Annotated in this window: 26 protein-coding genes; 11 read left to right on the forward strand and 15 right to left on the reverse strand. The window is 66.9% G+C overall.

The window, feature by feature from the left end; translation table 11 throughout:
* Positions 1-28 precede the first annotated feature (28 nt).
* On the reverse strand, positions 29-1,420 hold the full coding sequence (locus Q333_RS0102400; protein WP_029415155.1) for a DUF6414 family protein: 1,392 nt from the start codon (positions 1,418-1,420) through the stop codon (positions 29-31).
* Positions 1,417-2,631: an ATP-binding protein gene (locus Q333_RS0102405; RefSeq protein WP_029415156.1), complete on the reverse strand. Its 1,215-nt coding sequence runs from the start codon at positions 2,629-2,631 to the stop codon at positions 1,417-1,419. Before Q333_RS0102405 ends, Q333_RS0102400 begins: the two co-directional genes overlap by 4 nt.
* Positions 2,632-2,819: 188 nt before the next feature.
* Here Q333_RS0102405 and Q333_RS0102410 point away from each other — a divergent pair, with 188 nt between their 5' ends.
* A complete protein-coding gene (locus tag Q333_RS0102410) occupies positions 2,820-3,821 on the forward strand; it encodes an LLM class flavin-dependent oxidoreductase (RefSeq protein ID WP_029415157.1) in 1,002 nt (333 codons plus the stop codon).
* Positions 3,822-3,929: 108 nt separating this feature from the next.
* Positions 3,930-4,430, forward strand: coding sequence for a YciE/YciF ferroxidase family protein (locus Q333_RS0102415; RefSeq protein ID WP_029415158.1), 501 nt, complete (start codon positions 3,930-3,932; stop codon positions 4,428-4,430).
* A gap of 68 nt (positions 4,431-4,498) precedes the next feature.
* Here Q333_RS0102415 and Q333_RS16825 read toward each other — a convergent pair whose 3' ends face one another.
* Entirely contained in the window at positions 4,499-5,152 is a 654-nt protein-coding gene (locus tag Q333_RS16825) for a CAP domain-containing protein (RefSeq protein WP_051651070.1), read from the reverse strand.
* Positions 5,153-5,273: 121 nt separating this feature from the next.
* Between Q333_RS16825 and Q333_RS0102425 the strand changes: the two genes are divergently transcribed.
* Positions 5,274-6,479, forward strand: a complete 1,206-nt coding sequence (locus tag Q333_RS0102425) for an acetyl-CoA C-acetyltransferase (protein WP_029415160.1) — start codon at positions 5,274-5,276, stop codon at positions 6,477-6,479.
* 177 nt (positions 6,480-6,656) lie between these two features.
* On the forward strand, positions 6,657-8,831 hold the full coding sequence (locus Q333_RS0102430; RefSeq protein WP_029415161.1) for a 3-hydroxyacyl-CoA dehydrogenase NAD-binding domain-containing protein: 2,175 nt from the start codon (positions 6,657-6,659) through the stop codon (positions 8,829-8,831).
* Positions 8,832-9,107: 276 nt separating this feature from the next.
* Here Q333_RS0102430 and Q333_RS17545 read toward each other — a convergent pair whose 3' ends face one another.
* The 3 genes from Q333_RS17545 to Q333_RS0102445 form a co-directional block, all read right to left on the reverse strand.
* Positions 9,108-9,425, reverse strand: coding sequence for a hypothetical protein (locus Q333_RS17545; protein WP_157072341.1), 318 nt, complete (start codon positions 9,423-9,425; stop codon positions 9,108-9,110).
* A gap of 157 nt (positions 9,426-9,582) precedes the next feature.
* Entirely contained in the window at positions 9,583-10,152 is a 570-nt protein-coding gene (locus tag Q333_RS0102440) for a hypothetical protein (protein WP_029415163.1), read from the reverse strand.
* A gap of 98 nt (positions 10,153-10,250) precedes the next feature.
* The gene (locus Q333_RS0102445) at positions 10,251-10,514 is read right to left on the reverse strand and encodes a hypothetical protein (RefSeq protein ID WP_029415164.1); all 264 of its coding nucleotides are present in this window, start codon (positions 10,512-10,514) and stop codon (positions 10,251-10,253) included.
* A gap of 146 nt (positions 10,515-10,660) precedes the next feature.
* Between Q333_RS0102445 and Q333_RS0102450 the strand changes: the two genes are divergently transcribed.
* The 3 genes from Q333_RS0102450 (at position 10,661) to Q333_RS0102460 (ending at position 12,766) form a co-directional block, all read left to right on the forward strand.
* Complete coding sequence (locus Q333_RS0102450) at positions 10,661-11,101, forward strand: cell wall hydrolase (RefSeq protein ID WP_157072342.1); 441 nt, start codon at positions 10,661-10,663, stop codon at positions 11,099-11,101.
* Between the two features lie 100 nt (positions 11,102-11,201).
* Positions 11,202-11,999, forward strand: a complete 798-nt coding sequence (locus tag Q333_RS0102455; protein ID WP_051651072.1) for a cytochrome b/b6 domain-containing protein — start codon at positions 11,202-11,204, stop codon at positions 11,997-11,999.
* Complete coding sequence (locus tag Q333_RS0102460; RefSeq protein ID WP_029415167.1) at positions 11,996-12,766, forward strand: molybdopterin-dependent oxidoreductase; 771 nt, start codon at positions 11,996-11,998, stop codon at positions 12,764-12,766. Before Q333_RS0102455 ends, Q333_RS0102460 begins: the two co-directional genes overlap by 4 nt.
* A 36-nt stretch (positions 12,767-12,802) precedes the next feature.
* Here the strand turns inward: Q333_RS0102460 and Q333_RS0102465 are convergent, their stop codons facing one another.
* The 3 genes from Q333_RS0102465 to Q333_RS0102475 form a co-directional block, all read right to left on the reverse strand.
* Positions 12,803-13,849 carry a ribonucleotide-diphosphate reductase subunit beta gene (locus Q333_RS0102465; protein ID WP_029415168.1) on the reverse strand — a complete coding sequence of 349 codons (1,047 nt, stop codon included), beginning with the start codon at positions 13,847-13,849 and terminating at the stop codon, positions 12,803-12,805.
* Between the two features lie 176 nt (positions 13,850-14,025).
* Positions 14,026-14,808, reverse strand: coding sequence for an SDR family oxidoreductase (locus Q333_RS0102470; RefSeq protein WP_029415169.1), 783 nt, complete (start codon positions 14,806-14,808; stop codon positions 14,026-14,028).
* A gap of 1 nt (position 14,809) precedes the next feature.
* Complete coding sequence (locus Q333_RS0102475) at positions 14,810-15,112, reverse strand: 4a-hydroxytetrahydrobiopterin dehydratase (RefSeq protein WP_029415170.1); 303 nt, start codon at positions 15,110-15,112, stop codon at positions 14,810-14,812.
* 120 nt (positions 15,113-15,232) lie between these two features.
* Here Q333_RS0102475 and Q333_RS0102480 point away from each other — a divergent pair, with 120 nt between their 5' ends.
* The 4 genes from Q333_RS0102480 (at position 15,233) to Q333_RS0102495 (ending at position 18,988) form a co-directional block, all read left to right on the forward strand.
* Positions 15,233-15,934 carry a Crp/Fnr family transcriptional regulator gene (locus tag Q333_RS0102480; protein WP_029415171.1) on the forward strand — a complete coding sequence of 234 codons (702 nt, stop codon included), beginning with the start codon at positions 15,233-15,235 and terminating at the stop codon, positions 15,932-15,934.
* A 63-nt stretch (positions 15,935-15,997) separates the two neighbouring features.
* Complete coding sequence (locus Q333_RS0102485; protein WP_029415172.1) at positions 15,998-16,762, forward strand: class I SAM-dependent methyltransferase; 765 nt, start codon at positions 15,998-16,000, stop codon at positions 16,760-16,762.
* Positions 16,750-18,360 (forward strand): 2-polyprenylphenol 6-hydroxylase, encoded by a 1,611-nt coding sequence (gene ubiB, locus Q333_RS0102490; RefSeq protein ID WP_029415173.1) that lies wholly within the window; start codon positions 16,750-16,752, stop codon positions 18,358-18,360. The genes Q333_RS0102485 and ubiB overlap by 13 nt, the downstream gene beginning before the upstream one ends.
* A gap of 19 nt (positions 18,361-18,379) precedes the next feature.
* The gene (locus Q333_RS0102495; protein ID WP_029415174.1) at positions 18,380-18,988 is read left to right on the forward strand and encodes a hypothetical protein; all 609 of its coding nucleotides are present in this window, start codon (positions 18,380-18,382) and stop codon (positions 18,986-18,988) included.
* On the opposite strand, the gene arfB is transcribed toward Q333_RS0102495, so the two are convergent.
* From arfB to Q333_RS0102520, 6 genes are read right to left on the reverse strand one after another with little or no spacing between them, the layout of a single operon-like run.
* Complete coding sequence (gene arfB, locus Q333_RS0102500; protein ID WP_029415175.1) at positions 18,985-19,386, reverse strand: alternative ribosome rescue aminoacyl-tRNA hydrolase ArfB; 402 nt, start codon at positions 19,384-19,386, stop codon at positions 18,985-18,987. The two genes, Q333_RS0102495 and arfB, sit on opposite strands and share 4 nt — an antisense overlap.
* Positions 19,383-19,844 carry a YaiI/YqxD family protein gene (locus tag Q333_RS0102505; protein ID WP_029415176.1) on the reverse strand — a complete coding sequence of 154 codons (462 nt, stop codon included), beginning with the start codon at positions 19,842-19,844 and terminating at the stop codon, positions 19,383-19,385. The genes arfB and Q333_RS0102505 overlap by 4 nt, the downstream gene beginning before the upstream one ends.
* Before the next feature lie 43 nt (positions 19,845-19,887).
* Entirely contained in the window at positions 19,888-21,282 is a 1,395-nt protein-coding gene (gene lpdA, locus Q333_RS0102510) for a dihydrolipoyl dehydrogenase (protein WP_029415177.1), read from the reverse strand.
* A gap of 11 nt (positions 21,283-21,293) precedes the next feature.
* On the reverse strand, positions 21,294-21,740 hold the full coding sequence (locus tag Q333_RS16285; protein ID WP_035293645.1) for a hypothetical protein: 447 nt from the start codon (positions 21,738-21,740) through the stop codon (positions 21,294-21,296).
* A gap of 2 nt (positions 21,741-21,742) precedes the next feature.
* Complete coding sequence (locus Q333_RS0102515) at positions 21,743-23,410, reverse strand: 2-oxo acid dehydrogenase subunit E2 (RefSeq protein ID WP_084175690.1); 1,668 nt, start codon at positions 23,408-23,410, stop codon at positions 21,743-21,745.
* The gene (locus Q333_RS0102520) at positions 23,410-24,534 is read right to left on the reverse strand and encodes an alpha-ketoacid dehydrogenase subunit beta (protein WP_029415179.1); all 1,125 of its coding nucleotides are present in this window, start codon (positions 24,532-24,534) and stop codon (positions 23,410-23,412) included. The genes Q333_RS0102515 and Q333_RS0102520 overlap by 1 nt, the downstream gene beginning before the upstream one ends.
* Position 24,535: the final 1 nt, after the last annotated feature.

Below are 24,535 nucleotides of genomic sequence, written 5' to 3' on the forward strand. Positions count from 1 at the left end.
GTTTGGCTGTGGCACCCGATCAGCTAGCTTACCAGTAGATCGCGACAACCTCCGCATCGAGGTAGGCGCGCCGCTCACCCGCTTGAGCGGCGGGTGTGCCAGGTGCGAGCGTTCCGGCAGCCGGTGTGGGCGACAAGGTTGGCGTAAGCGATAGCCCAGCTACGGCGCGCGCCTCGTCGCGCAACTTCTGGTCCTTGTCTGGCGAGATGCGAATGTCTGCCGCCTTCTTGAGCAAGAGCTTCATGGTCGTGAAGGCGCTTTTTTGATCCGAGACCGACCCGCCTCTTTCTTTGAGGCGTCGGACCTCCTCGTCGATATCCAACGCAAGGGCGCGACGAGCATCCTCGCTAAATGATCTGCGGCTCGTGGCGAGAAGCGCTTCGCTATAGTGGCGCAGCGCCATCTCCAGAGGTGACGTGCCCGCTGGCACAAGCGGCGCAGGCGCTGCGGCAGCGGCCTCGGTCGGCGCGCCAAACGGCGTGTTCCAAGTCACGCTGATCTGCTGCGGGAAATCCGGAGCGATCTTGCGGAAAACGTCTACGAGTTTGACCGGCATCCAATCGTCTCGGAGCCCCTGCTTGGATACCCGGCAGAGCATGGTGAACTCCGCGTCGGCGAACAACACGCGGCGGAGGTCCTTCCAGTAGCTCTGGGCGTCGGTGACACCTGCGATGAGGAGGGGACGAGCCGCTACGTCGAGACCTGCGACAGCCCGGCGATCAACCACATAGTCGACGCCGCTCACCTCGACCACTACATGGTCGATCGCCTCGCCGAGAATGGGAACGAGGCCAGCCATAAGCCTCTGAAGTATCTTCACCATGGGCTGTATCTCGTTGAAGCGCATAGCCGAGGCGTCAGGGACAATCTCCTCGATCTCCGCAGCCATCCCCGTGAATTCTGTCATCATCGTAGTTATGTGAAAGACCGGGTGGGCCGACAGACGCACTCGGAACTCCGCAAGGACACCACGCTTCAAGTCATGCGAGGCCGTGGCTACGCTAGGATTTTCAAGTTTGGCGAGATCCTCGAGCCGATGAAGAGGCTCAACGGTTTCGAGCGGGCTGATCAGTCGAAGCGTGGGGCGGTCATGAAGGTCCTTAAACCAGGACTGAACAGTCGCCTTGCTGGAAGTTTGAAAGCTTCGGCTGCTCGCGTTCTGGAACTTCGCAGATGTCTCGCCCGTGGCCGCGAAGGGCAGGCCACCGGCAAGCTTTAGGTTCATCTCGTCGGTGACCGAGGTCAGCGACTGCTGGGCGACAGCGTCCTTAATCTCGCCGATCTGGGACGACAGCAGGCTTCGCAGGCTACCCTCGTCAAGATAAACGAACTCGCGCAATGGGCCGGGCTCGTGCTCGGCGACCACGGTTGCAGATTTGGGCGCTTTCGCACCCCAGAACCAAAGAGGGAGCAGGATCAAGTACGCGTCTCCTTCCGGGGGGCAAGGCGACGCAGGACCCGTTCGTATCCGATCATCATGTCCTCCGCCGAAATCCGCCCGCGTTCGTCGCGCGAGGCGACCTGGCCAGCTTCGGTCCAAATCAGGTCGAGGTCGGCCGCTGACCAACCTTCAGTCAGCACCGCGAGTTCGTTGTAAGGGAGGTCGTCAGCCGTACGCTTCCGCCGCGCGCCAACTCTTAGGATGTCGCACCGGTCGCTCTCGCTGGGGGCTCCGAACGCTATCACCCTATCGAACCGCCCAGGGCGGAGTAGCGCCGGATCGAGTGCTTCCAAACGGTTCGTAGCGGCGATGACGATCACGGCACCGTCTCTTCGGAACCCGTCCATCAGCGTTAGCAACTGCCCGACGAACTTGCGGGACCATTCATGGGTATCGGTTCGACGTTCAGCGATCGTGTCGATCTCGTCAAAGAAGATGATCGCGCGGCCGTTTGGCGAGGCTTGGGCACGATCGAAAAGGTCACGCAATGCCCGCTCGGAACTGCCCACCCATTTGCTGACTAGTGAGGGGCCATCGATCGGGTAGAAAGCCGCGTCTGTTTCTTGGGCGATGATACGCGCCAAGTGCGTTTTTCCCACGCCGGGGGGACCGGTGAATAGAATTCCCCGTAGCGGTCGGGTACCGATACGGTCCAGATGCTTTCTGTATTTAAACTGGGATTCAATTAGCTCCCGCGCCTGTGCTACGACTTCTCGAAAGCCTCCAAAGTCTTCAAATGTCAAAGGTTCAGGGGCGGCGGTGGTTGGGGGCGCTGGCTCATCGCGGTCGCTGATCTCATCGCGAAGCCGTTCAATCGGTGTTTCTGACACGACCCGCAGTGCGCCACGGATGGCGTTGAACTCTACCGTTTGATTGCGCTCGTATACGTCGTCTGGGCCGATAGAGACGATCTCCATTCCTTGCGTGGTTTCGACCACCATCGTCCGGTCGTCCCGTATCAACCGAACAACCCCGACCCTGCTGGGATCGATCCATGTCTCGGGCGGCGCAAAATGACAGCGGTTATACTCGAGGAAAAGAATGTCTCCTCTTGTCGGAAACACACTCATGCCTGTTACGATGGCCGATCGCCCGTCCTGATAACGGACGTAGACCTTGCCCTCAGCATCATCGACGCCTGTGACCTGGGCCAGATCTCCGTCCAAGGTTGCGATGTCTTGAATGGTCATGCAGGCACTGCGGTCCATAGATGGAGGCGTGTCGCATGGTCGCGATCGCGGAATCTGGGGGAGGCAGAAATACCTCGGGATACGACGTCAGGTGGAGCCGTCAAGCTTGAGATGCAAGACCTCGGTGCACGGTCGATCAGCGGCATTGCTCCTTAAATCCCCCTCCGCCCCCTCCCATATCCCTCCGCATGACCGCCCTCTCCATCCTCGACCTCGCCCCGGTGCCCGAGGGCTCTGACGTCTCCCGCGCCCTCGCCAACACGATCGACCTGGCCCGCCATGCCGAGCGGCTCGCCTACAACCGCTACTGGCTGGCGGAGCATCACAACATGGCGGGCATCGCCTCGGCGGCGACGTCGGTGGTGATCGGGGCGGTGGCGGCGGCGACGAAGACGATCCGGGTCGGGGCCGGCGGGATCATGCTGCCCAACCATGCGCCGCTGGTGATCGCCGAGCAGTTCGGCACCCTGGCGGCGCTGCATCCCGGGCGGATCGACCTGGGGCTGGGCCGGGCGCCGGGGTCGGACATGGCCACCGCGCGGGCGCTGAGGCGCAACCTCGCGGTCGACGCCGACAGCTTCCCCCAGGACGTGGTCGAGCTGATGCACTGGTTCGAACCGGCCGAGGACGGCCAGCGGCTGCGCGCCAACCCCGGCGAGGGCCAGGACGTGCCGATCTGGATTCTGGGGTCGTCGACCTTTGGCGCCCAGCTGGCGGCGCATCTGGGCCTGCCCTACGCCTTCGCCAGCCACTTCGCGCCCGGCGACATGATGGCGGCGATCCGCCTCTATCGCGAAACCTTCCGGCCCTCGGCGCGGCTGGACCGGCCCTACGTCATGCTGGGCTTCAACGTCTTCGCCGCCGAGACGAACGAGGAGGCGCGTCTGCTGTTCACCTCGGTCCAGCAGGCCTTCGTCAATCTGAGGACCGGGCGGCCCGGCAAGCTGCCGCCGCCGCAGGAGGGCTATGCCGAGCGGCTGGACCCCGCCGCGCGGGCCATGATCGACCAGGCCCTGTCCTGCTCTGCCGTCGGCGGGCCAGCGACCGTGCGCGATCAGGTGCGCGCCTTCATCGATCGCACCGGAGCCGACGAGCTGATGATCACCAGCCAGATCTGGGACCACGCCGCGCGGGTCCGGTCGCTGGAGATTCTGGCCGAGACGCCGGCGGACTGGGCTCAGGCGGCCTGAGCGCGGGCCAGGCGTGGCCGCAAGTCATCGAACAACCGAAGCTTCACCGTCGGAACCGCCGGGGATGGACGTCGTTCCTCTGGCTCAATCCCCGGAAGGAGCTGACCCATGGCCGACAAGACCCTCGACACCCTGTTCCACGACACGCTCAAGGACATCTATTACGCCGAGCGCAAGATCCTGAAGTCCCTGCCCAAGATGCAGCGCGCGGCCCAGTCGCCCGAGCTGAAGGCCGCGTTCGAGAAGCACATCGGCCAGACCGAAGGCCAGATCGAGCGCCTGCAGCAGGTGTTCGACATCATCGGCAAGCCGGCGCGCGGCAAGACCTGCGACGCCATTGAAGGCATCCTGGCTGAGGGCGACGAGATCGCCGAGGAGTACAAGGGCACGGCGGCCCTGGACGCCGGCCTGCTCGCGGCGGCGCAAGCCGTGGAGCACTATGAGATCACCCGCTACGGCACGCTGAAGCGCTGGGCCCTGGTGCTCGGGATGGATGACGCGGCCAAACTGCTGGACGAGACCCTGCAGGAGGAGTCGCAGACCGACACCGACCTGACCGCCATCGCCGACGCCGCCGTCAATGCCGAAGCGATGCAAGCCGCCGCCTGATCCCGCTGGAGAAAGCGTGATGCGAAGCCGCCGGGTCCGCCCGGCGGCTTCATGCATATCAGACCCGCTCAGGGTCGACGCCCATCCACATTCCCCGGTGGAGAATAGCGGCAGGCCAGCAGCTGCTGGCCCTCTCGGGCCTCGATCGCGCAGCCAACGTGGGTGGTGCCCGACCAGATCAGCTGGGTGTAGTGGCCGACGGCTGTCCAGTTCCCGGTTCGGCTGACATTCGGGAAGACGCCGGGGCGGTAGTCCACCCGCTGTCGGGTCCAGTCCTCGACCATCTGCTCGGGCGTCCAGAAGCGGTCGCCCCAGCCGGTCCACAGGTTTTCGCCGTGCCCATGCGGACGCGGGTCGTGGGCGAAGCGCCTCGTGCCGATCAGTTCGCGGGCCCAGCCGCGCGCCTCAGCCTCCAGATCCGCGCTCCAGACCAGCGGCGGCGCCCCGACGCGGCGGCGTTCGGCATTGTGGGCTTCGAGCAGCCGCGCCTCGACCGAGGCCGACGGGCGACTGTCCTGCGGCGGGGCGATGGGGACGACGACGCGCGCCTCCTGCGACGGCGGTTCGATCCAGCGCGGGCCGCCGGGGTCGGCCGGGACAGGCACCGGGGCTGGGGCTGGAGCTGGGTCCTGAGCTGGACCCGGGGCCGCGACAGGGGCCGGGAAAAGGGCGCAGGCCGAGGTCAGGGAGGCGGCGACGACGGAGGCGGCGAGGCGTATCATGGCGTTCTCAATAGCCGACGCGCGCGGCCGTTCCGTGTCAAGGTAACTCTTATCTTGACGTTGACGTAAACGTCGGCTTTAGACGCTTTCACGCGATCCGTCCTCAATGGAGACTGACACCATGACCGACGCCTATATCTACGACGCGGTGCGAACCCCGCGCGGCAAGGGCAAGAAGGACGGCTCGCTGCACGAGATCACCGCCCTGTCGTTGGCGACCCAGGTGCTGGAGAACCTGCGCGATCGCAACGGGCTGGATACGTCCAAGGTCGACGACGTCATCCTGGGCTGCGTCTCGCCAGTGGGCGAGCAGGGCGCCGACATCGCCCGCACCGCCGTGCTGAACTCGGGCTGGGCCCAGACGGTCGCCGGCGTCCAGATCAACCGCTTCTGCGCCTCGGGCCTGGAAGCCGTGAACATGGCCGCGGCCAAGGTGAAGTCCGGCGAGGCCGACTTCGCCGTTGGCGGCGGCGTCGAGGCCATGAGCCGCGTGCCGATGGGCTCGGACGGCGGGGCTTGGCCGGTCGATCCGTCCAGCGCATTCCCGACCTACTTCGTGCCCCAGGGCGTCTCGGCCGACATGATCGCGTCCAAGTGGGGCTTCTCCCGCGACGACGTCGACGCCTATGCGGTCGAGAGCCACAAGCGTTCGGCCAAGAGCTGGGCCGAGGGCCGGTTCAACAAGTCGGTGGTGCCGGTCAAGGACCAGCTGGGTCTGACCATCCTGGATCATGACGAGACGATCCGTCCGAACACGGACATGCAGACGCTGGGCGCGCTGAACCCGTCCTTCGCCATGATGGGCGAGATGGCCTTCGACGCCGTGATCCACCAGCGCTACCCCGAGGTCGAGCGCGTCAATCACGTCCACACCCCGGGCAACAGCTCGGGCATCGTCGACGGATCGGCGGGCGTGCTGATCGGATCGCTGGAGGCCGGCAAGGCTCTGGGGCTCAAGCCACGGGCGAAGATCCGGGGCGCGGCCTCGATCGGGTCGGAGCCCTCGATCATGCTGACGGGGCCCGAGTTCGTCGCCAACAAGCTGCTCGGCAAGCTGGGCATGTCCACGTCGGACATCGACCTGTGGGAGCTGAACGAGGCCTTCGCCGCCGTGGTGCTGCGCTTCATGCAGGCGCTCGATATCCCGCATGACCAGATCAACGTCTGCGGCGGCGCCATCGCCATGGGCCACCCGCTGGGCGCCACCGGGGCCATGATCACCGGCGTGGTGCTGGACGAGCTGGAGCGGTCGGACAAGGAGACCGCCCTCATCACCCTGTGCATCGGCGGCGGCATGGGCACCGCCACGGTGATCGAACGCGTCTGATTTCATCGAGCGCGCCAGCGCTCATTAAAGAGGTTCATCACAGCGACCACTGCGAAGACACAGCGATCACAGCGCGCACCGATCCGCAGTGTCCCCCGTGCCTTCGCAGTGTTCGCCGTGATGAACCGAAACCGGTCGGCCCCGCGCCGACGTTTCAGAATGAAGGACCTGCGGCCAATGGAAAACTTCAAGATCGACGTCGACGCCGACGGCATCGCCCTGGTCACCTTCGATGTGCCGGGCCGTTCGATGAACACCCTGACCGGCTCGGTCATGGCCGAGATCCCGCAGGTGGTCGAACGCATCAAGACCGACGACGCCATCAAGGGCGCGGTCCTGACCTCGGGCAAGACCTCGGGCTTCTGCGCCGGGGCGGACCTGGGCGACATGGCGGCGGGCATGCTGACCGGCGGCTCGCTGCAGGACGCCTATGACGCGGGCTGGAAGCTGAACGGGGCACTGCGCGCGCTGGAGACCTGCGGCAAGCCGGTGGCGGCGGCGATCAACGGCCTGGCGCTGGGCGGTGGGCTGGAGCTAACGCTGGCGTGCCACTACCGCGTCGTCGGCGACAACCCGAAGATCCAGCTGGGTCTGCCGGAGATCAAGGTCGGCCTGTTCCCCGGCGGCGGCGGCACCCAGCGCCTGACGCGCCTGGTCGGCGTCCAGGCCGCCATGATGGCCATGAGCGAAGGCAAGTCCTTCCGCCCCAACGACGCCAAGGGGGCGGGCATCGTCCATGAGGTCGTCCCGGCAGGAACCGAGGTCGAGGCCGCCAAGGCCTGGATCAAGGGCGGCGGCAAGGCCCAGCAGCCCTGGGACGACAAGGTTTACAAGCTGCCCGGCGGCGGCCCCTATCACCCGGCCGGCATCCAGAACTTCCTGGTCGGCAACGCCATGCTGAGGAAGCAGTCCTACGGCAACTACCCGGCGGTGCTGAACCTGATGAAGGCGGTCTATGAGGGCGTTCAGGTGCCGATGGACGCGGCGCTCCGCATCGAGACCCGCTACTTCATCAAGACCCTGATGACGCCCCAGGCCCAGGGCATGATCCGCAGCCTGTTCCTGTCCAAGCAGGAGCTGGACAAGGGCGCGGTGCGTCCCAAGGACGTGCCGCAGTCCGATCCCAAGAAGGTCACCGTGCTCGGCGCCGGCATGATGGGCGCGGGCATCGCCTATGTGAACGCGCTCGCGGGCATCGAAACGGTCCTGATCGACCGCGACCAGGAGAGCGCCGACAAGGGCAAGGCCCACGTCGAGGAGTTGCTGAAGAAGCGCCTGTCGCGCGGCCAGCTGACCCAGGACAAGTACGACGCCCTGCTGGCGTCGGTGATCGCCACCACCGACTATGACCACATCAAGGGCTCGGACCTGGTCATCGAGGCGGTGTTCGAGAACCGCGAGATCAAGGCCGATGTGACCAGGCGCGCCGAGGCCCAGCTTACGCCCGGCGCCGTGTTTGGATCGAACACCTCGACCCTGCCGATCACCGGCCTGGCTGAGGCCTCGGTCCGCCCCGAGGACTTCATCGGCATCCACTTCTTCTCGCCGGTCGACAAGATGATGCTGGTCGAGATCATCATGGGGGCCAAGACGGGCCAGGCGGCGCTCGCCAAGGCGCTGGACTACGTCATGAAGATCAAGAAGACCCCGATCGTCGTCCAGGACGGCCGTGGCTTCTACACCAGCCGCTGCTTCGGCACCTATGTGGCCGAGGGCCTGGCCATGCTGGAGGAGGGCTATGCTCCGGCCCTGATCGACAACATCGGCCGCATGACCGGCATGCCGCGCGGCCCGCTGGAGATGCACGACGACGTCGCGCTCGATCTCAGCGTCAAGATCGCCAAGCAGACCAAGGAAGACCTCGGCGACGCCTATGTGCCCCTGCCGGGCTGGAAGATCGTCCAGACCATGGTCGAGGACCTGGGCCGCTATGGCCGCAAGAACGGCAAAGGCTTCTACGACTATGATCAGAAGCCCAAGACCCTGTGGAAGGGCCTGTCGGAGCTGGTGCCGGTCACCATCAACGACTCGACGCCCGAGATGATCGAGGACCAGAAGCGCCGCCTGATCTTCCGTCAGGCGGTCGAGGTCGCCCGCTGCTGGGAAGAGGGCGTGATCGACGACCCGCGCGAAGCCGACGTCGGCGCCATCCTGGCCTGGGGCTTTGCGCCCTGGACCGGCGGCCCCATCACCTACATCGACCAGATGGGCGCCAAGGCCTTCGTCGAGCAGGCCGACGCCTATGCGGCCAAGTACGGCGAGCGGTTCACGCCGCCCCAGCTGCTGCGCGACATGGCCGCCAGGGGCGAGACCTTCTACGGCCGGTTCACGGGCGCCAAGGCGGCGGCCTGACGATCCGATTTGGCTGGTCTCGAGATCGATCTCGAGACCAGTCCCATATCCCTAGCTAACGCGCGCTTGCACCCGAAGCTGGAGATGAGGCCGCCGATCGCTCGGCAAGGCGGAACTGGAGATCGGCCGCTGCCATAGCACAGACCAGTAACGCCAGGCAGAAGGCGACAAAGAAACAAGCACCCCCAATCGCCTTCGTGACTTTTCGCCGTTCGGTCAGGAGTATCACAGCGATTGCCGAGGTCACCAAGCCTAGAACCAAGACGAGTCCAAAGATCACGAGCCATCTCCGCTAGGGTTTTGGCCAACATTGACATACCCATTGCCCACGTCTGCCCAATAGTAACCCATGTTATCGCGGACGACGTGCGCGTCAATGTCCCCATCACCTGCCTGATCAACGTACCAAGAATTTCCACCTTCCTGTCCGTAGACAACGTCGCCATTCAGCAAATAGCTAGCATACTCAAGATCGCGTGGATCAAAGTTGTCCAAATTGTCATCCGTAGGATCAGCAGTTAGTTGCCGATCTGCAAAGTAATCCAACAGCCGCCCCATCAACCAATCAAAAGGCCCCACGAGCAACACTTCCAAAAAACAACTCGTGAGTCGAAGAAGCAGTCGTTTCTGCGCACAGTCAACTGCTCGCACGCGAGGATTGCGTAAAGCTTTTGGGCAACTTTTGTGACGAGATCGCCGAGGCCTAAGCCGATCGCTGATCAATACGGCAGGGCGACCCGGATGGCCTGACCTAGCGGGTCAGCCGCACCGGCCGACGGCGGCCGTCCCCGGTGATGACGCCCGCCCAGCCGGCGGGCGACGCCGTGAGATCGAGCTGGCTTCCTGCGGCCCCGAATACCAGTCGGCTGGCGTCTCGCTCGATCTGAACGAGTGGAATAAGGCCACCCGAACCGTCGGACAGGCACAAGGCTCCCTCGACACTGCGATCCGGGCCGGGATCGCTCAGGGCCAGTCTGCCGACGGCGCGCCCCTCCTGATCCACCAGCCGCCACAGACCGTCCAGCGGCCCCATGCGGGCGTCCATCGCGGCCTCGGCGTCGTCGACGCCGCGGTCGTAGGCGCTGTCGGCGGTGGAGGGCGTGTATTCATAGCTGCGGGCATAGGCCTCGACCACGACGGGCGCGACGATCGGGGCCCGGCGTGTGTCGCCACCACCGTCGCCCTCGGCCTGGACACGGCCGAAGTTCGAGGGCGGCTCGAAGGGACGAACCACAGGAGGCTGGTAGACGCGTAGCTGACCGGCCCCGTCCTGAACGGCGGGTGCCAAGGCTGTGATGGCGAAAAAGGCAAGAACGCTCACATCGCCAGAATGTCTTGGTCGGCGAACGCATTCCAGAGCGATCGCTGAACCCGCGAAAAAGTGATCGGTTCCCTGTCCGCGGACGATAACGGGCGAGGTCAGTCCAAACCGTCGTCGGTGACGACGAAGGCGCGTCCTTCGGCCAAGGCCTCCCGAGCCAGTTGGTCCTGCACCAGATGCCAGCGACGCAGTCGCTCGAAGCCGATGGCATGCTCCGGCGAGGCGTCCAGCCACTCCGTGAACTCACGCTTGCGGCGGCGATAGTGCGGCTCGGTCGGGTCCGGGACCGGCGGCACCTGGGGCAGCCGGCTCGCCACGTCGGGCGGGATGGGGAAGTCTCCCGATGACGTCGACAGGATCATGGCCTCGCAGCCTAGGAGAAGAATCGACGCCCCGAAACCCCGCATGGGCGAACGGCGCCACCTTCGGCGCGAACCGGCGTTCGTTCATCGCAGCGCCATCCTATGGCCAAGCTCGGCCGCTTGGGTGACGCAGTAGGAGAGACGCGATGAGACGATATGGCATGAACCTCACGGCGGCGCTGGTGGGTCTGACGCTCGCCTTCGGCACGGCCGCTCAGGCGCAGGACCGGGTAGACCAGCTTCTGCCCGCCGAGAAGCCAGCGCCCGGTGAAGTCGACCGGCAGGCGTCGGACGCCGAGCAGGATCCAGCCGAGGTGCGCACCACGCAGGCCCTGAACGCTGAGATCACAGCGCGCAACGACCTGGCTGAAAGCCAGGAGCGCGCTGACCAGGCCGCCTTCGAGGCTGAGCGGGCGCGGTGGGAGCAGCAGCAGGCGCTGAACAATCAGGCGCGACTGGACTGGGAAGCCAGCGTGCGCGCATCCGAAGAGGCGCGCCAGCGATGGGAGGCCGACCGTGCCCGCTGGGAAGCCGACGTCCGGGCCTGTGAGGCCGGCGACCTGAGCCGCTGCGCGGCACCGAAGTAGAGTAACCCCGCGTCGCCATCTGCCGTAGTGGCTTCGAAGCGTTGGTTTGCGGGTCACAGTGGCCTGTGAGACCCTGCGCTAGAAGACCACGGGGGTAGGCATGACGGACGGGGTGATCGAGGGCGTCGCCGGGCCGGAAGAGCGGCCGGATCGTCACGCCGACCGGCCGCTGCCGGATGGGCGCACCGACACCTATCGCCACCCTCCGCTCGTGCGCGTCAGCCACTGGGTCAATGTGACGGCCGTGGTGATCCTGATCATGAGCGGGCTGAACATCCTCCTGGCCCATCCGCATCTGGACTGGGGCCGGGACACCAACTGGGGCAATCACTGGGTCGACATTCCGCCCATTCCCAACTGGCTGCTGATCCCCGATCACAGGAACCTCGCCGAGGCGCGGCACTGGCACTTCTTCTTCGCCTGGGTCTTCGTCATCAACGGCCTGATCTATCTGGCCTATGGCTTCATCAGCCGCCGCTTCAACGGCCGTCTGTGGCCGAGCCGCGAGGACCTGGCCGGATTCTGGCCCTCGGTGAAGGAGCACGCCCGCTTCCACTTCCCCAAGGACGAGGAGGCGCGGAATTACAACGTCATCCAGAAGCTGACCTATGTCTTCATGATCCTGGTCGTCCTGCCGATGATGCTGATCACCGGGCTGTCGATGTCGCCGGGGTTCAACGCCGTGGGCGGCTTCCTGCTCGACATCATGGGCGGGCGGCAGTCGGCGCGGACGCTGCATTTCATCTCGGGCGCCCTGATCGTGGGGTTCATCGTCGTTCATGTCGGGCTCGTGTTCTGGACGGGCTTCGTCAACAACATGCGGGCCATGATCACCGGCTGGTTTGTGCTGGAGCCGTCCACGCCCCATGGCGAGGACCGCAAGGGAGACCCGTCATGAGCGAGGCGCTTCTGAACCGCCGCTCCTGGATCGCGCGGGCCGGCGCGGCGTTGGGCGTTATGGCTTTGGCCGCCTGCCAGCGAGGCCAGACCATTGGAGAGTCGCTGCGCGTCTCGGCCGAGGCTCTGACGCGGCGCTCGCAGCGGCTGCTGATCCCCCGTGAGGCCCTGGCACCGGAGTATCGCCCTCAGGACATCTCGCCCTTCTTCAAGCCGAACGGCTCCATCGACCCGGCGGCGTCGGACTATGTGGCGCTGCGGGACGCAGGCTTCGCGGACTACCGACTGACGGTCGACGGGCTCGTCGAGCGGCCATTGTCACTGTCCCTCGCCGAGTTGCGCGAACGACCGAGCCGGACCCAGATCACCAAGCACGACTGCGTCGAGGGCTGGACGGCGATCGGCCAGTGGACCGGAGTTCGGCTGGAGACCCTGCTGGACGAGGCGGGCCTGAAGCCGGAGGCGAAGTATATCGTCTTCCACTGCTTCGACGCCCTGACCCAGACCGAGGACGGACCGCGCTACTATGAGAGCGTCGATCTGGTGGACGCCAGGCATCCCCAGACGATCCTGGCCTATGAGATGAACGGCGAGACCCTGACGGTGCCGCACGGCGCGCCGCTCAGACTGCGGGTCGAGCGGCAGCTGGGCTACAAGCAGGCCAAGTACATCCGTCGGATCGAGGCGGTCGAAAGCTTCGAGGCCATGCCGGGGCCGAGGGGCGGCTATTGGCCCGATCGCGGCTATGAGTGGTACGCGGGAATCTGAGCTCGGAGTCCCTCTCCCGCTGGGAGAGGGAAGAAGTCACCCCGGCACCAGGCTCATGTCGCGGCGGGCCATCAGCTTGTCGAACTCCGACCAGACACCGTCGGCGCCGTGCCAGGCGCCCTGGGTGGCGGCCTTGGAGTATTCGGTGGCGCGGGCCTCGAAGAAGTTGGCGTGCTCGACACCCGACAGCAGCGACTGGAGCCACGGCAGGGGGTTTTCCTTCACGCCGTAGAGCTCGGGCAGCTTGAGCTGGCGCAGGCGCCAGTCGGCGATGAAACGGATGTATTGCTTGATGTCCTCGGGCGTCATGCCCGAGACCTCGCCGGCCTCGAAGGCCAGGTCGATGAACTTGTCTTCCAGCTTCACCACGGTGCGGCAGCACTCGACGATGTCGTCGGCGACGGCGGGGGTGACGCAGCCGGTCTCCTTGTTGAAGGCGTGATAGAGCTTGATGATGCCGTCGCAGTGCAGGCTCTCGTCGCGCACCGACCAGGACACGATCTGGCCCATGCCCTTCATCTTGTTCTGGCGCGGGAAGTTCATCAGCATGGCGAAGGACGCGAACAGCTGAAGCCCCTCGGTGAAGCCGCCGAACATGGCCAGGGTGCGGGCGATGTCGGCCTCGGTCTCGACCCCGAACTGGCCCATGTAGTCGTGCTTGTCCTTCATGGCCTCGTATTCCATGAAGGCGCCGAACTCGCTCTCGGGCATGCCGATGGTCTCGAGCAGCAGAGCATAGGCCGCGATGTGGATGGTCTCCATGTTCGCGAACGCCGAGAGCATCATCTTGACCTCGGTCGGTTTGAAGACCCGGCCGTATTTCTCCATGTAGTTGTCGGCGACCTCGATGTCCGACTGGGTGAAGAAGCGGAAGATCTGCGTCAGCAGGTTGCGCTCGCGGTCGTTCAGGTTGGCCGCCCAGTCCTTGCAGTCCTCGCCCAGCGGCACTTCCTCGGGCATCCAGTGAACCTGCTGCTGCTTCTTCCACATGTCGAAGGCCCAGGGATAGCGGAACGGCTTGTAGGCGGCCGAGGGCGTCAGCAGGCCGGCGGTTGCGGGCTTGATCGAGACGTGAGCATTCATGGCGGGACCGAAGCGGACAGGGGTTGGACAGCGTCTGGACTATCCAAGCCCAGATTCGAAACTGACGCTACCTCTAGACGGTTAACGATCCCCAACATCAACATCTTGTGTGCGGATGGGGACAACAGGTCGCAGATCGGACTGGCGGAACTCACGAGAGTTGGGGAAACCCGCCGCTATTGGGCCGTCATCCCACCGTCCACCTTGAACTCCGACCCGGTCACGAACTTGGATTCGTCCGAGGCCAGGTAGACCACCAGATAGGCCACGTCGTCCGGCTCGCCGATGCGCTTCAGGGGAATGCCCCGGGCCAGCTTTTGGTGGGCCGTCTCCTCGTCGCCGCCGGCCATGGCGATGAAGGGGTCCAGGATCGGAGTCTTGATGAAGACCGGGTGCACCGAGTTGCAGCGGACGTTCCAGTCCTTCTTGGCGGCCTCGAGCGCCAGCGTCTTGGTGTACATCCACACCGCCGCCTTGGTGGCGTTGTAGGCGCCCATGCCAGGCCCGGCCGCGAGCGCCGCGATGGATGAGATGTTCACGATCGAGGCCGGCGCCGCCGCGCGCAGATGCGGCATGCAATGCTTGGCCCCCAGCATCACGGACTTCAGATTGATGTCGAACTGACGCTGCCAGTTCTCGACCGTATCCTGTTCGACGAAGGCCAGCGGCCCGCCAACGCCGGCGTTGTTGATCAGCACCGACAGCGAGCCCATCGCCGCCACGGCCTGATCCACCACCTCGGCCCAGCGGGCCTCGTCGGCCACGTCGTGCTGCCAGGCGAAGGCCGCGCCCGGCGTCTCCGCGTTGATCGACGCCGCCAGGGCCTCGGCGCGGGCTCCGTCGATGTCGGTGACGGCGACTTTCGCCCCCTCGCGCACCAGCATGCGGGCCATGGCCTCGCCGAGCCCGCCTGCGGCGCCTGTGATCAGGGCGGTCTTGCCCGCGACCCGTCCAGTCATCTCACTGTCCTCCCAGAGCGGCTGCCGCGTCGTCGATGAAGCGCCCCAGCGTCGTGTCAAGCTCGGTCACGCCCCCCGCGTCATGGGTGGTCAGCAACACCTCCACCCGATTGTAGACATTGGACCATTCCGGATGGTGATCCATCGTCTCGGCCTTCAGGGCCACGCGGCTCATGAAACCGAAGGCGGCGTTGAAGTCGGCGAAGGTGATCTCGCGGCGGATGGCGGGGCGCTCGCCCGGCGCGACGGACCAGGCGGTCAGATCGGCGACGGCGGCGGCGGGGTCGATGACGGGGCGGCTCATGCCCTTTCGCCTAGACTGCCGCCCGATCCGCGACAAGCGCCATGCCGCCGCCGATCATCGTTCGGAACGCACGGCCAAGGTTGGGCGTTGGGAAGCGTCGCCATTTCTCGGAGGCTCGACATGGACAATCTCTGGATCGCCTCGCTCGCCGACGTCGACCGTCAGCGGCTTGAGCCGCATCTCAGCGAAAAGCCCTTCGCCCAGGGCCAGATGCTCTATGACGCCGGCGAAGAGGTCGACGAGGTCTGGTTTCCCCTGACCGGCGTGGTGTCCCTCATGACGGTCCTGCCCGAGGACCGGCTGATCGAGACCGCCGCCATCGGCCGCGAAGGTCTGGTGGGCGTCACCTGCGGCCCCATGAACGGCCGCGCTTCCAGCCGCGCCATCGCCCAGATCGAAGGCTCGGCCGCCTGCTGCCCTGCCGACGTCTTCTCCGATGCGCTGGGCGATAGCCCGGACCTGAGGAACGCCCTGTCGCGCTTCACCGAAAGCCTGTTCGCCCAGGTCCAGCAGACCGCCGCCTGCAACGCCCAGCACCGGCTGGACGAGCGTTTGGCGCGCTGGCTCCTGACGCTCCACGACCGCGCCGAGGGCCCCCGCTTCGACCTGACCCAGGCCGACATCGCCGGCATGCTGGGCGTGCGCCGCGCCACGGTGTCGGAGGTCGGCACGGAGTTGGAAGAGAAGGGCCTGATCCGTCGCGGCCGGGGCTGGGTCGAGGTGCTGGACCGCCCAGCGCTCGAGGCCCACGCCTGCGGCTGCTACTCGGCCATGCGCGGGGTGATGAAGGACCTCGGGGTGCCGAGGCCCAAGGCGGCGTGAGCGCTTCCGCCTGCGGCCACGCGGGCGGATGACGGCGGGCCTGCGACCCGCTAGACCGCCCGCATGACCGAGACCGCCGCCACATCCTCCTTCGGCTTTCGCGACGTCGACGCGCGCGAGAAGGTGCGTCTGGTGCGCGGCGTGTTCGACAGCGTGGCCTCCAGCTACGACTTGATGAACGACTTGATGAGCGGCGGCGTCCACCGGCTGTGGAAGGACGCGGCAGCCGCGAAGTTGAACCCCCGGCCCGGCGAGGTGATCCTCGACGTCGCGGGCGGCACCGGCGACATGGCGCGACGCTATTCGAAGCTCGCCCGCCGCGCCCAGGAACGCCGGGGCGGGGCCGACGCTGCGGTCATCGTGCTGGACTACAACGCCGAGATGATCCTGGCGGGGGTGCAGAAGGGCGGTGAGCCCGAGATGGTCTGGACCGTCGGCGACGCCATGAAGCTGCCCATCCCCGACGCCTCGGTCGACGCCTATTCGATCAGCTTCGGCATCCGCAACGTCGCCGACATCCCCGTAGCGCTGCGAGAGGCCCGGCGCGTGCTCAAGCCCGGCGGGCGGTTCCTGTGCCTGGAGTTCTCGCGACCGACTGCGGAGGCCGTCCGCAAGGCCTATGACGCCTGGTCGTTCAACGCCATTCCGGCCATCGGGCAATGGGTCGCCAAGGACCGCGACAGCTACCAGTACCTGGTCGAGAGCATCCGCCGCTTCCCCGACCAGCCGACCTTCAAGGCCATGATCGAGGACGCGGGGTTCCGGAACGTCGCTGTCACCAACCTGTCGGGCGGGGTCGCGGCCATCCATTTCGGGTGGGCGATCTGACACCGCAGGCTCCCAACCCCGCCTACCGCGTCGCCCCGGCCGCGCCGCCGGCCGAGCCGGTGCGCGATCCGCTGGGCGCCAGCATTCGCCTGATCCGCTGGGGCGGAGCGCTGGCGCGCCACGACGCCCTTATCCCGCGCGAGATCACCCACCTCCTGCCCGGCTGGTTCCGCCCCATCGCGGGCTTCGTGCACCTGTTCGCCGGCAAGGACGCGCGGACGGGCCGCCCTGGCCAGCGCCTGGGCCGTGCCTTCGAGACCCTGGGTCCCGTCGCCATCAAGCTGGGCCAGGTCATGGCCACCCGCGCCGACATCTTCGGCATCGAGTTCGCCCGCGACCTGGGCCGGCTGAAGGACAAGCTGCCGCCTTTCCCGACCGATCAGGCCCGGCTGGAGGTCGAACGCTCCATCGGCCGCACGGTCGAGGATCTGTTCATCGACTTCGGCGATCCCATCGGCGCGGCCTCCCTGGCCCAGGCCCACCCGGCCTATCTCGCCGATGGCCGAAAGGTCGCGGTCAAGGTGCTGCGCCCCGGCGTCGAGCGCCGCGTGGCCAAGGGTCTGGACGCCATGCGGCTGGCGGCGCGGCTGGTGCATCGGTTCGTGGTGCCCGCCCGCCGGCTGGAGCCCCAGGCCTTCGTCGAGACCGTCGCCCGCTCCATGTATCTGGAACTCGACATGCGTCTGGAGGCCGCCGCGGCGTCGGAGCTTCACGACGTGATGGAAAAGGCCCGCGCCGACGGCATGATGCACATGTCTTCGCCCAGGGTGGTGTGGGACGGCGTCGGCAAGCGGGTGCTGACGCTGGAGTGGGCACCCGGCCTGCCCATGACCGACCCCGGCGCCGCGCTCCAGCCCGGGCTCGACAAGGACCAGCTGGCCGACAACGTCGTGCGCGCCTTCCTGATCCAGGCGCTGGATCACGGCGTCTTCCACGCCGACCTGCATGAGGGAAACCTGTTCTGCCAGGCGCCCGCCGACCTGACCGCCGTCGACTTCGGCATCGTCGGCCGCATCGGCCCGGCCGAGCGGCGCTACCTCGCGGAAATCCTGTGGGGCTTCCTGACCCGCGACTATGGCCGCATCGCCCGCGTCCACTTCGAGGCCGGCTATGTCCCGCCGCACCATTCCGTGGAGGCCTTCGCCCAGGCGCTGCGGGCCGTCGGCGAACCGGTTATCGGCCGCGCCGCCTCCCAGGTCTCGATGGGCCGCCTGCTGGGCCAGCTGTTCGAGATCACCGCCCTGTTCGACATGCATCTGCGGCCCGAGCTGATCCTGCTTCAGAAGACCATGGTCTCGGTCGAGGGCGTGGCCCGCCGCCTGAACCCCGATCACGACCTCTGGAACGCCGCCCAGCCGGTGGTGGAGCGCTGGATCATGCGCGAGCTCGGCCCGCGCGCCCAAGTCCGCGACGCGCTCAAGGAGGGCCTGGCCGCCGCCCGGGCATTGTCCCGCCTCATTCAGGATCCGCCCCAGACCCAGACGGTCGTGGTCGAGCGCACGAAACCCTCGCCCTGGCTGGGCGTTGGGGTCGGCGTGTCCGTCATCCTGTCGGCCGCCGCCTTGCTTCTGTCGCTTTGGCCCCGGATTCTTGGCTGACCCTCTCAAAGGACGCCCGATGATCCGTTCCGCCGTGTTCGCCGCCCTCTTCGCCGCCGTCGCCGCGCCTGTCCTGGCGCAGACTGCGGGCCAGGCCGTGCCGGTGGGCGAGACCCGCTCGCTGGTTCCGTCCACCAGCCCGACGGCGGCCGCGACCATCCCCAACACCTTCGATGCGCCTGCGCGCCCAATCATGGCCCCGACCTCGGCTCCGGCCGCCGCCGCTGGACCGACCCAGGACGAGGTCACCCAGGCCGACATGGCCGAGGGCGCGCTCCGCGTCGTCATCGCCGACCTCGCCGAGGGGGAACTGGACGCCGCCCTGTTCACGACCGATCTTGCCAACCGTCTGCGGCCTCAGCTGCCGACGCTCCGTCCGATCGTTCAGGGCTTCGGAGCCTTGGAGCTGATCGAGCCGCAGGGCCTGAGCAACGGCGCCAACCAGTTCCTGGTCACGTTCGAAAACGCCGCCACCCAGTGGATCGTCGGCCTGAACGAAGAGGGCCGAGTGTCCGCGCTCCTGTTCCGCCCCGCCCCGGCGGTGTCCTCTGAGCCCGAGCCTTCGGAGCCCGCTCCGGCCACGACCGGCACGACCCCGCCCGCTCCGCAGACGGGCGACGCGGACTAATCCAAGTCCGGCCTTCCCCGCCCGGCCTTGATCGAGGACCGGCCCGCCTTGGCCTGAAGCCGCCGCTCCTTCGACGCTCGCGTGGGGCGTGTGGCGACGCGCTTCACCGGCGCGATGGAGGCCTTGTCGATCAGGGTCTGCAGACGGTCCACCGCATCCGCGCGGTTGCGCTCCTGGGTGCGGAAGCGCACGGCCGTGATGACGATGACCCCGTCCTGCGTCAGCCTCTGACCCGCCAGCTTCATCAGCCGCTCGCGCACCGCATCGGTCAGGCTGGGCGAGTGGCGCGCGTCAAACCGCATCTGGACCGCCGTCGCCACCTTGTTGACGCTCTGCCCGCCCGGCCCGCCCGCGCGGAAGAATCGGAAATCCAATTCGCTTTCAGGGATGACGGTCACGCCAGCACCCGCTTCGCCCGGACAACCGCCGTATCCAGCGCCTCCAGGAAGGCCGACCGGTCCTTGGCCGAGAACGGCGGCGGCCCGGATGTCGCGACGCCCATCGACCGCAGGTGCTCACCCACCATCCGGCCGGCCAGCGCCGATCCGATCATGTCGGGGGTGAAGCTCTGTCCATTGGATTTCAGCGCTTGCGCCCCGGCCTTCAGGCAGCGGTCGGCCAGGGGAATGTCCGCGGTGATGACGATGTCGCCCGGCCCGGCCCGTTCGGCGATCCAGTCGTCGGCGACATCCGGCCCGGCATCGACCACGATCTGCTCGATCCAGGGCTGGCGCAGGGTGTTGATCCAGCCGTTCGACACCACGAACACATGCAGGCCATAGCGCGCCGCCACGCGATAGACCTCGTCCTTCACCGGACAGGCGTCGGCGTCGATGAAGAGGCGGGGCAGAGGCATGGTCGGGATATAGACCCGCCGGGCCGATCTGCGAACGGGGCCGTCAGATGTGGATGGCGTGACCCAGGGCCCGCAGGGACGCCTCGTGGAAGGCCTCACCCAGGGTCGGGTGGACGTGGATGACGCCCGCGACGTCCTCCAGCACGGCCCCCATCTCCAGCATCTGGGCGAAGCTGTTGGACAGCTCCGCGACGTGCTGGCCGACGGCCTGGAGGCCCAGGATGCGGTGGTCGGATTTCGACGCGATCACGCGGACGAAGCCGCCGTCCTCGCCCGCCTCGATGGCCAGCGCCCGGCCGATGGCGGCGAGCGGGAAGACCGACTGGATCACGTCGTCGCGGCCCTCAACGTCGAGCGGGCCGAGACCGGCGGAGACGATCTCCGGCTCGGTGAAGCAGACGGCCGCGATCGTCACAGGGTCAAACCGCCGGTCCTTCCCGGCGATGATCTCGGCGACCATCTCGCCCTGGGCCGAGCCCTTGTGGGCCAGCATGGGTTCGCCGGTCAGGTCGCCGACGGCCCAGACGTTGCGCATGCTGGTCGCGCAGCGATCGTCGACCTTCACGAACGGTCCGGCCATCGCCACGCCCATGTTCTCCAGACCCCAGCCGGATGTGCGGGGCTTGCGGCCCACGGTGACCAGCACCTTGTCGGCTGGAATCGACAGAGGCTCGCCGTCCTTCGTTGTGATCGACAGCGCGCCGTCGCCGAAGCCGCCCGCGCGGGCACCGAGGAACAGCTGAACCCCGTGCCGTTCCAGCCACTTGTGCACCGGATCGGTCAGGGCCTTGTCGTAGAGCGGCAGGATGCGGTCGGCCATTTCGACGATGGCGACCTCGGCCCCCAGCTTGCGGTAGGCGATGCCGAGCTCCAGCCCGATGTAGCCGCCGCCGACCACGACCAGCCTGCCCGGCACGGCATCCAGCGACAGGGCCTCGGTCGAGGAGATCACGTCGCCGCCAAAGGGCAGGAAGGGCAGTTCGACGGGCTCGGACCCCGTCGCCAGGATGACGTGCTCGGCGGTGATGGTGACCGGACCGTCCTCGGTCTCGACGCGGCACGTCTTGGCGTCCTGGAAGGTCGCCCAGCCCTTGATCACCTTGACCTTGGCCTTCTTCAGCAGGGCCGCGACGCCGGTGTTCAGCTTGCGGACGATCCCGTCTTTCCACTCGACCGTTTTGGACAGGTCGATGGCGGGTGCGGACGCGGTGATGCCGAGCGTCCCGTCGCCGGCGGCCTTGGTCACGGTCTCATACTTGGCCGCCGCGTGGATGATGGCCTTGGACGGAATGCAGCCGACGTTCAGGCAGGTGCCACCGAGGCCGTCCCCACCGTCCACCAGTACGGTCTCCAGCCCTAGCTGACCGCAACGAATGCCCGCGACATAGCCGCCAGTGCCGGCACCGATGATGAGGACTTTGGTCTTCAGTATTTGCATGGAGCTCATCATCAACGGGGCAGATGCGTCGGTGGGCGATCGGGCATCAGCAGGGTGTCTGGTGGATAGTGGTTCAGCACAATCGTGCTCGATCCCACGCCGGGTTCGGCGGACTCGACCTCATCCAAGAAGAAGAGGAGTGCGGCACCTTCCCGGAGGTAGGGATAGTGTCTTGGGCAACTGACTTGGTCCTCGCCCGTCGGTCGGTGCATCACGAACGTCGCCGGCGGCCGCCCTTTCAGAGCGACGATGGTTTCGACCGTCGCCTCTATAACCGGCACCCCGGCTTCGGGTGGCAGCTCTCGGGCGGCAGTCACACGGCCGATCACCACAGATGAGCTATCTTCGATCAGCGACCGGTCAGGGCGGTGCGCATAGACAATCGAGCAGGCTTGCGACGCCTTTGGAGCCAGCGCTGCGAACGCAACAACGGCTATCCCGAACGACCGCCAGCGCATGGTCACATCCACAGCGTCGCGGGCTGTTCCAGCAGGCCCTTGATGCGCTGCACGAAGACCGCGGCGTCGTGGCCGTCGACGATGCGGTGATCGAAGCTGGACGACAGGTTCATCATCTTGCGCACGACCATCTGGCCGTCCTTCACCACCACCCGCTCCTGGATCTTGTTCGGGCCGACGATGGCGACCTCGGGGTGGTTGATGATGGGGGTGTGGACCACGCCGCCCAGCGTGCCCAGCGAGGTGATGGTGATGGTCGAGCCGGTCAGCTCCTCGCGCTTGGCCGAGCCGTCCTTGGCCGCGCCCGAGACGCGGCCGATTTCCAGCGCGGTATCGTAGGGGTCGCGCGCCTCGGCGTGGCGGACCACCGGCACCATGAGGCCGTTCGGCGTCTGGGCGGCGATGCCCAGATGCACGGCCGCGTGCTGGGTCAGGACCCCGGCCTCGTCGTCGTAGTGGGCGTTGATCTGGGGCTGGTCGCGCAGCGCCACGACGATGGCGCGGGCGATGAAGGGCAGGACGTTCAGCTTGGGCCGGTCCGTCCCCTTGTTCTGGGCGTTCAGATGGGCGCGCAACTCCTCCAGCGCCGTGACGTCGATCTCCTCGACATAGGTGATGTGGGGGATGCGCCGGACGCTCTCGGCCATCTTCTCCGCGATCTTGCGGCGCAGGCCGATGATGCGGACCTCGGAGGAGCCTTCGGCGCGGGCGTAGGTGGAGCTGGTGGCGGAGGCCGCCGCCGGGCGCGAACCGCCAGACAGGAAGGCGTCCAGATCGCCGTGCTCGATGCGGCCGGCGGGACCGGAGCCGGGGACGAACTGGAGCTCGATGCCCAGTTCGCGTGCGCGCTTGCGCACGGCGGGCGAGGCGAGCGGGCGGACGCCGGGGGTCTGGGCCTGACGCGCGACCGGGGCTGTGGACGCCGCCGGCACCGGTATCGACTTCGAGGTCTCGGACTTCGGCTGGGGCGCTGCCTTGGCCGTCGGAGCCGGGGCGGGCGTTGCTGCTTTCGGGGCGGCGGCGACATTGCCCGCGCCCTCCACGTCGAAACGCACCAGCGGTCCGCCCACGGGGACCTGCATCCCCGCCTCGCCGTGGAGCGCCGTGACCACCCCCGCGACGGGGCTGGTCAGTTCGACCGTGGCCTTGTCGGTCATGACCTCGGCCAGAAGCTGGTCTTCGGAGACCGCGTCGCCGACCGCGACGTGCCAAGCGACCAGCTCGGCTTCGGCCGTGCCTTCGCCCACGTCGGGGAGCTTGAAGACGTAGTTTCCGGGGGCGTCGGACTTGCCCCCCTCCCCGGCTTCGCCGGTACTCCCCCCAGAGGGGGGAGAGACGGGATCGGTCGTCTGTCCCCCCTCTGGGGGGACCGAAGCCTGCGGAGCAGGGTTCGAGGGGGGCTCAGAGGACTCGGCGGCGTTCCCCGCCCCCTCGACCTCGAACTCGACCAGCGGCCCGCCGACCGGCGACATCACGCCCGGCTCGCCATGCAGCGCCGTGACCGTGCCCGCGACAGGCGAGGTCAGCTCCACTGTCGCCTTGTCGGTCATGACGTCGGCCAGGATCTGATCCTCGGCCACGGTGTCGCCCACGGCGACGTGCCAGGCGACGAGCTCGGCCTCGGCGGTCCCTTCGCCCACGTCGGGCAGCTTGAAGACGTAGCGACCCATCAGCGTCCTCCGCTCATGACGGATTTCAGGGCGTCCGCAACCCTCTGCGGGCCCGGGAAGTATTCCCACTCGAACGCATGCGGATAGGGCGTGTCCCAGCCACAGACGCGGGTGATCGGCGCCTCCAGCTCGTAGAAGCAGCGTTCCTGAACCAGGGCCGACAGTTCCGCTCCGTACCCGGAGGTTTTCGGCGCCTCGTGCACGATGACGCAGCGGCCGGTCTTCTTCACGCTGGCCTCGATGGTCTCGATGTCGAGCGGCACCAGGCTGCGCAGGTCGATGACTTCGGCGTCGACGCCGGCGTGCTCGGCGCCCGCCAGCGACACCCACACCATCGATCCATAGGCCAGGATGGTGACGTCATTGCCCTCGCGCATGATGCGCGCCTTGCCGATCGGCTCGATGTACTTGCCCGTCGGCACCTGGGCCAGAGCCTGCGCCTTCCACGGCGAGACCGGGTTCTGGTGCCAGCCGTCGAAGGGGCCGTTGTAGAGCCGCTTGGGCTCGAAGAAGATGACCGGATCGTCGTCCTCGATCGCCGCGGTCAGCAGACCCTTGGCGTCATAGGGGTTGGACGGGATCACCACCTTCAGGCCGGCGATGTGTGTGAACAGGCTCTCCGGGCTCTGGCTGTGGGTCTGGCCGCCGAAGATGCCGCCGCCATAGGGGCTGCGCACCACGATGGGGGCGGTGAACTGCCCGGCCGAGCGGTAACGCAGCTTGGCGGCCTCGGACACGATCTGGTCGTAGGCCGGATAGATGTAGTCGGCGAACTGGATCTCCACGACCGGACGCAGACCGTAGGACCCCATGCCGATGGAAGCCGCGACGATGCCGCACTCCGAGATCGGAGCATCGAAGCTGCGGGTCAGGCCGTGCTTCTTCTGAAGGTGATCTGTGACCCGGAAGACCCCACCGAAATAGCCCGCGTCCTCGCCGAAGCTCAGCACGTTGGGGTCTTCGGCCATCTTGACGTCCAGCGCCGAGTTCAGCGCCTGGATCATGTTCATCGGCGCGACCGTCGACGCCTCGGGCGCGTCGGAGGCGGGGGCGTCGGACTGGTCCGCCATGTCGGGCTCGATGCCGTCCTGGATGTCGGCGTCGGTGAAGGCTTGCTCGGTCATC

Source organism: Brevundimonas bacteroides DSM 4726 (assembly GCF_000701445.1).
Classification (GTDB): Bacteria; Pseudomonadota; Alphaproteobacteria; order Caulobacterales; family Caulobacteraceae; genus Brevundimonas; species Brevundimonas bacteroides.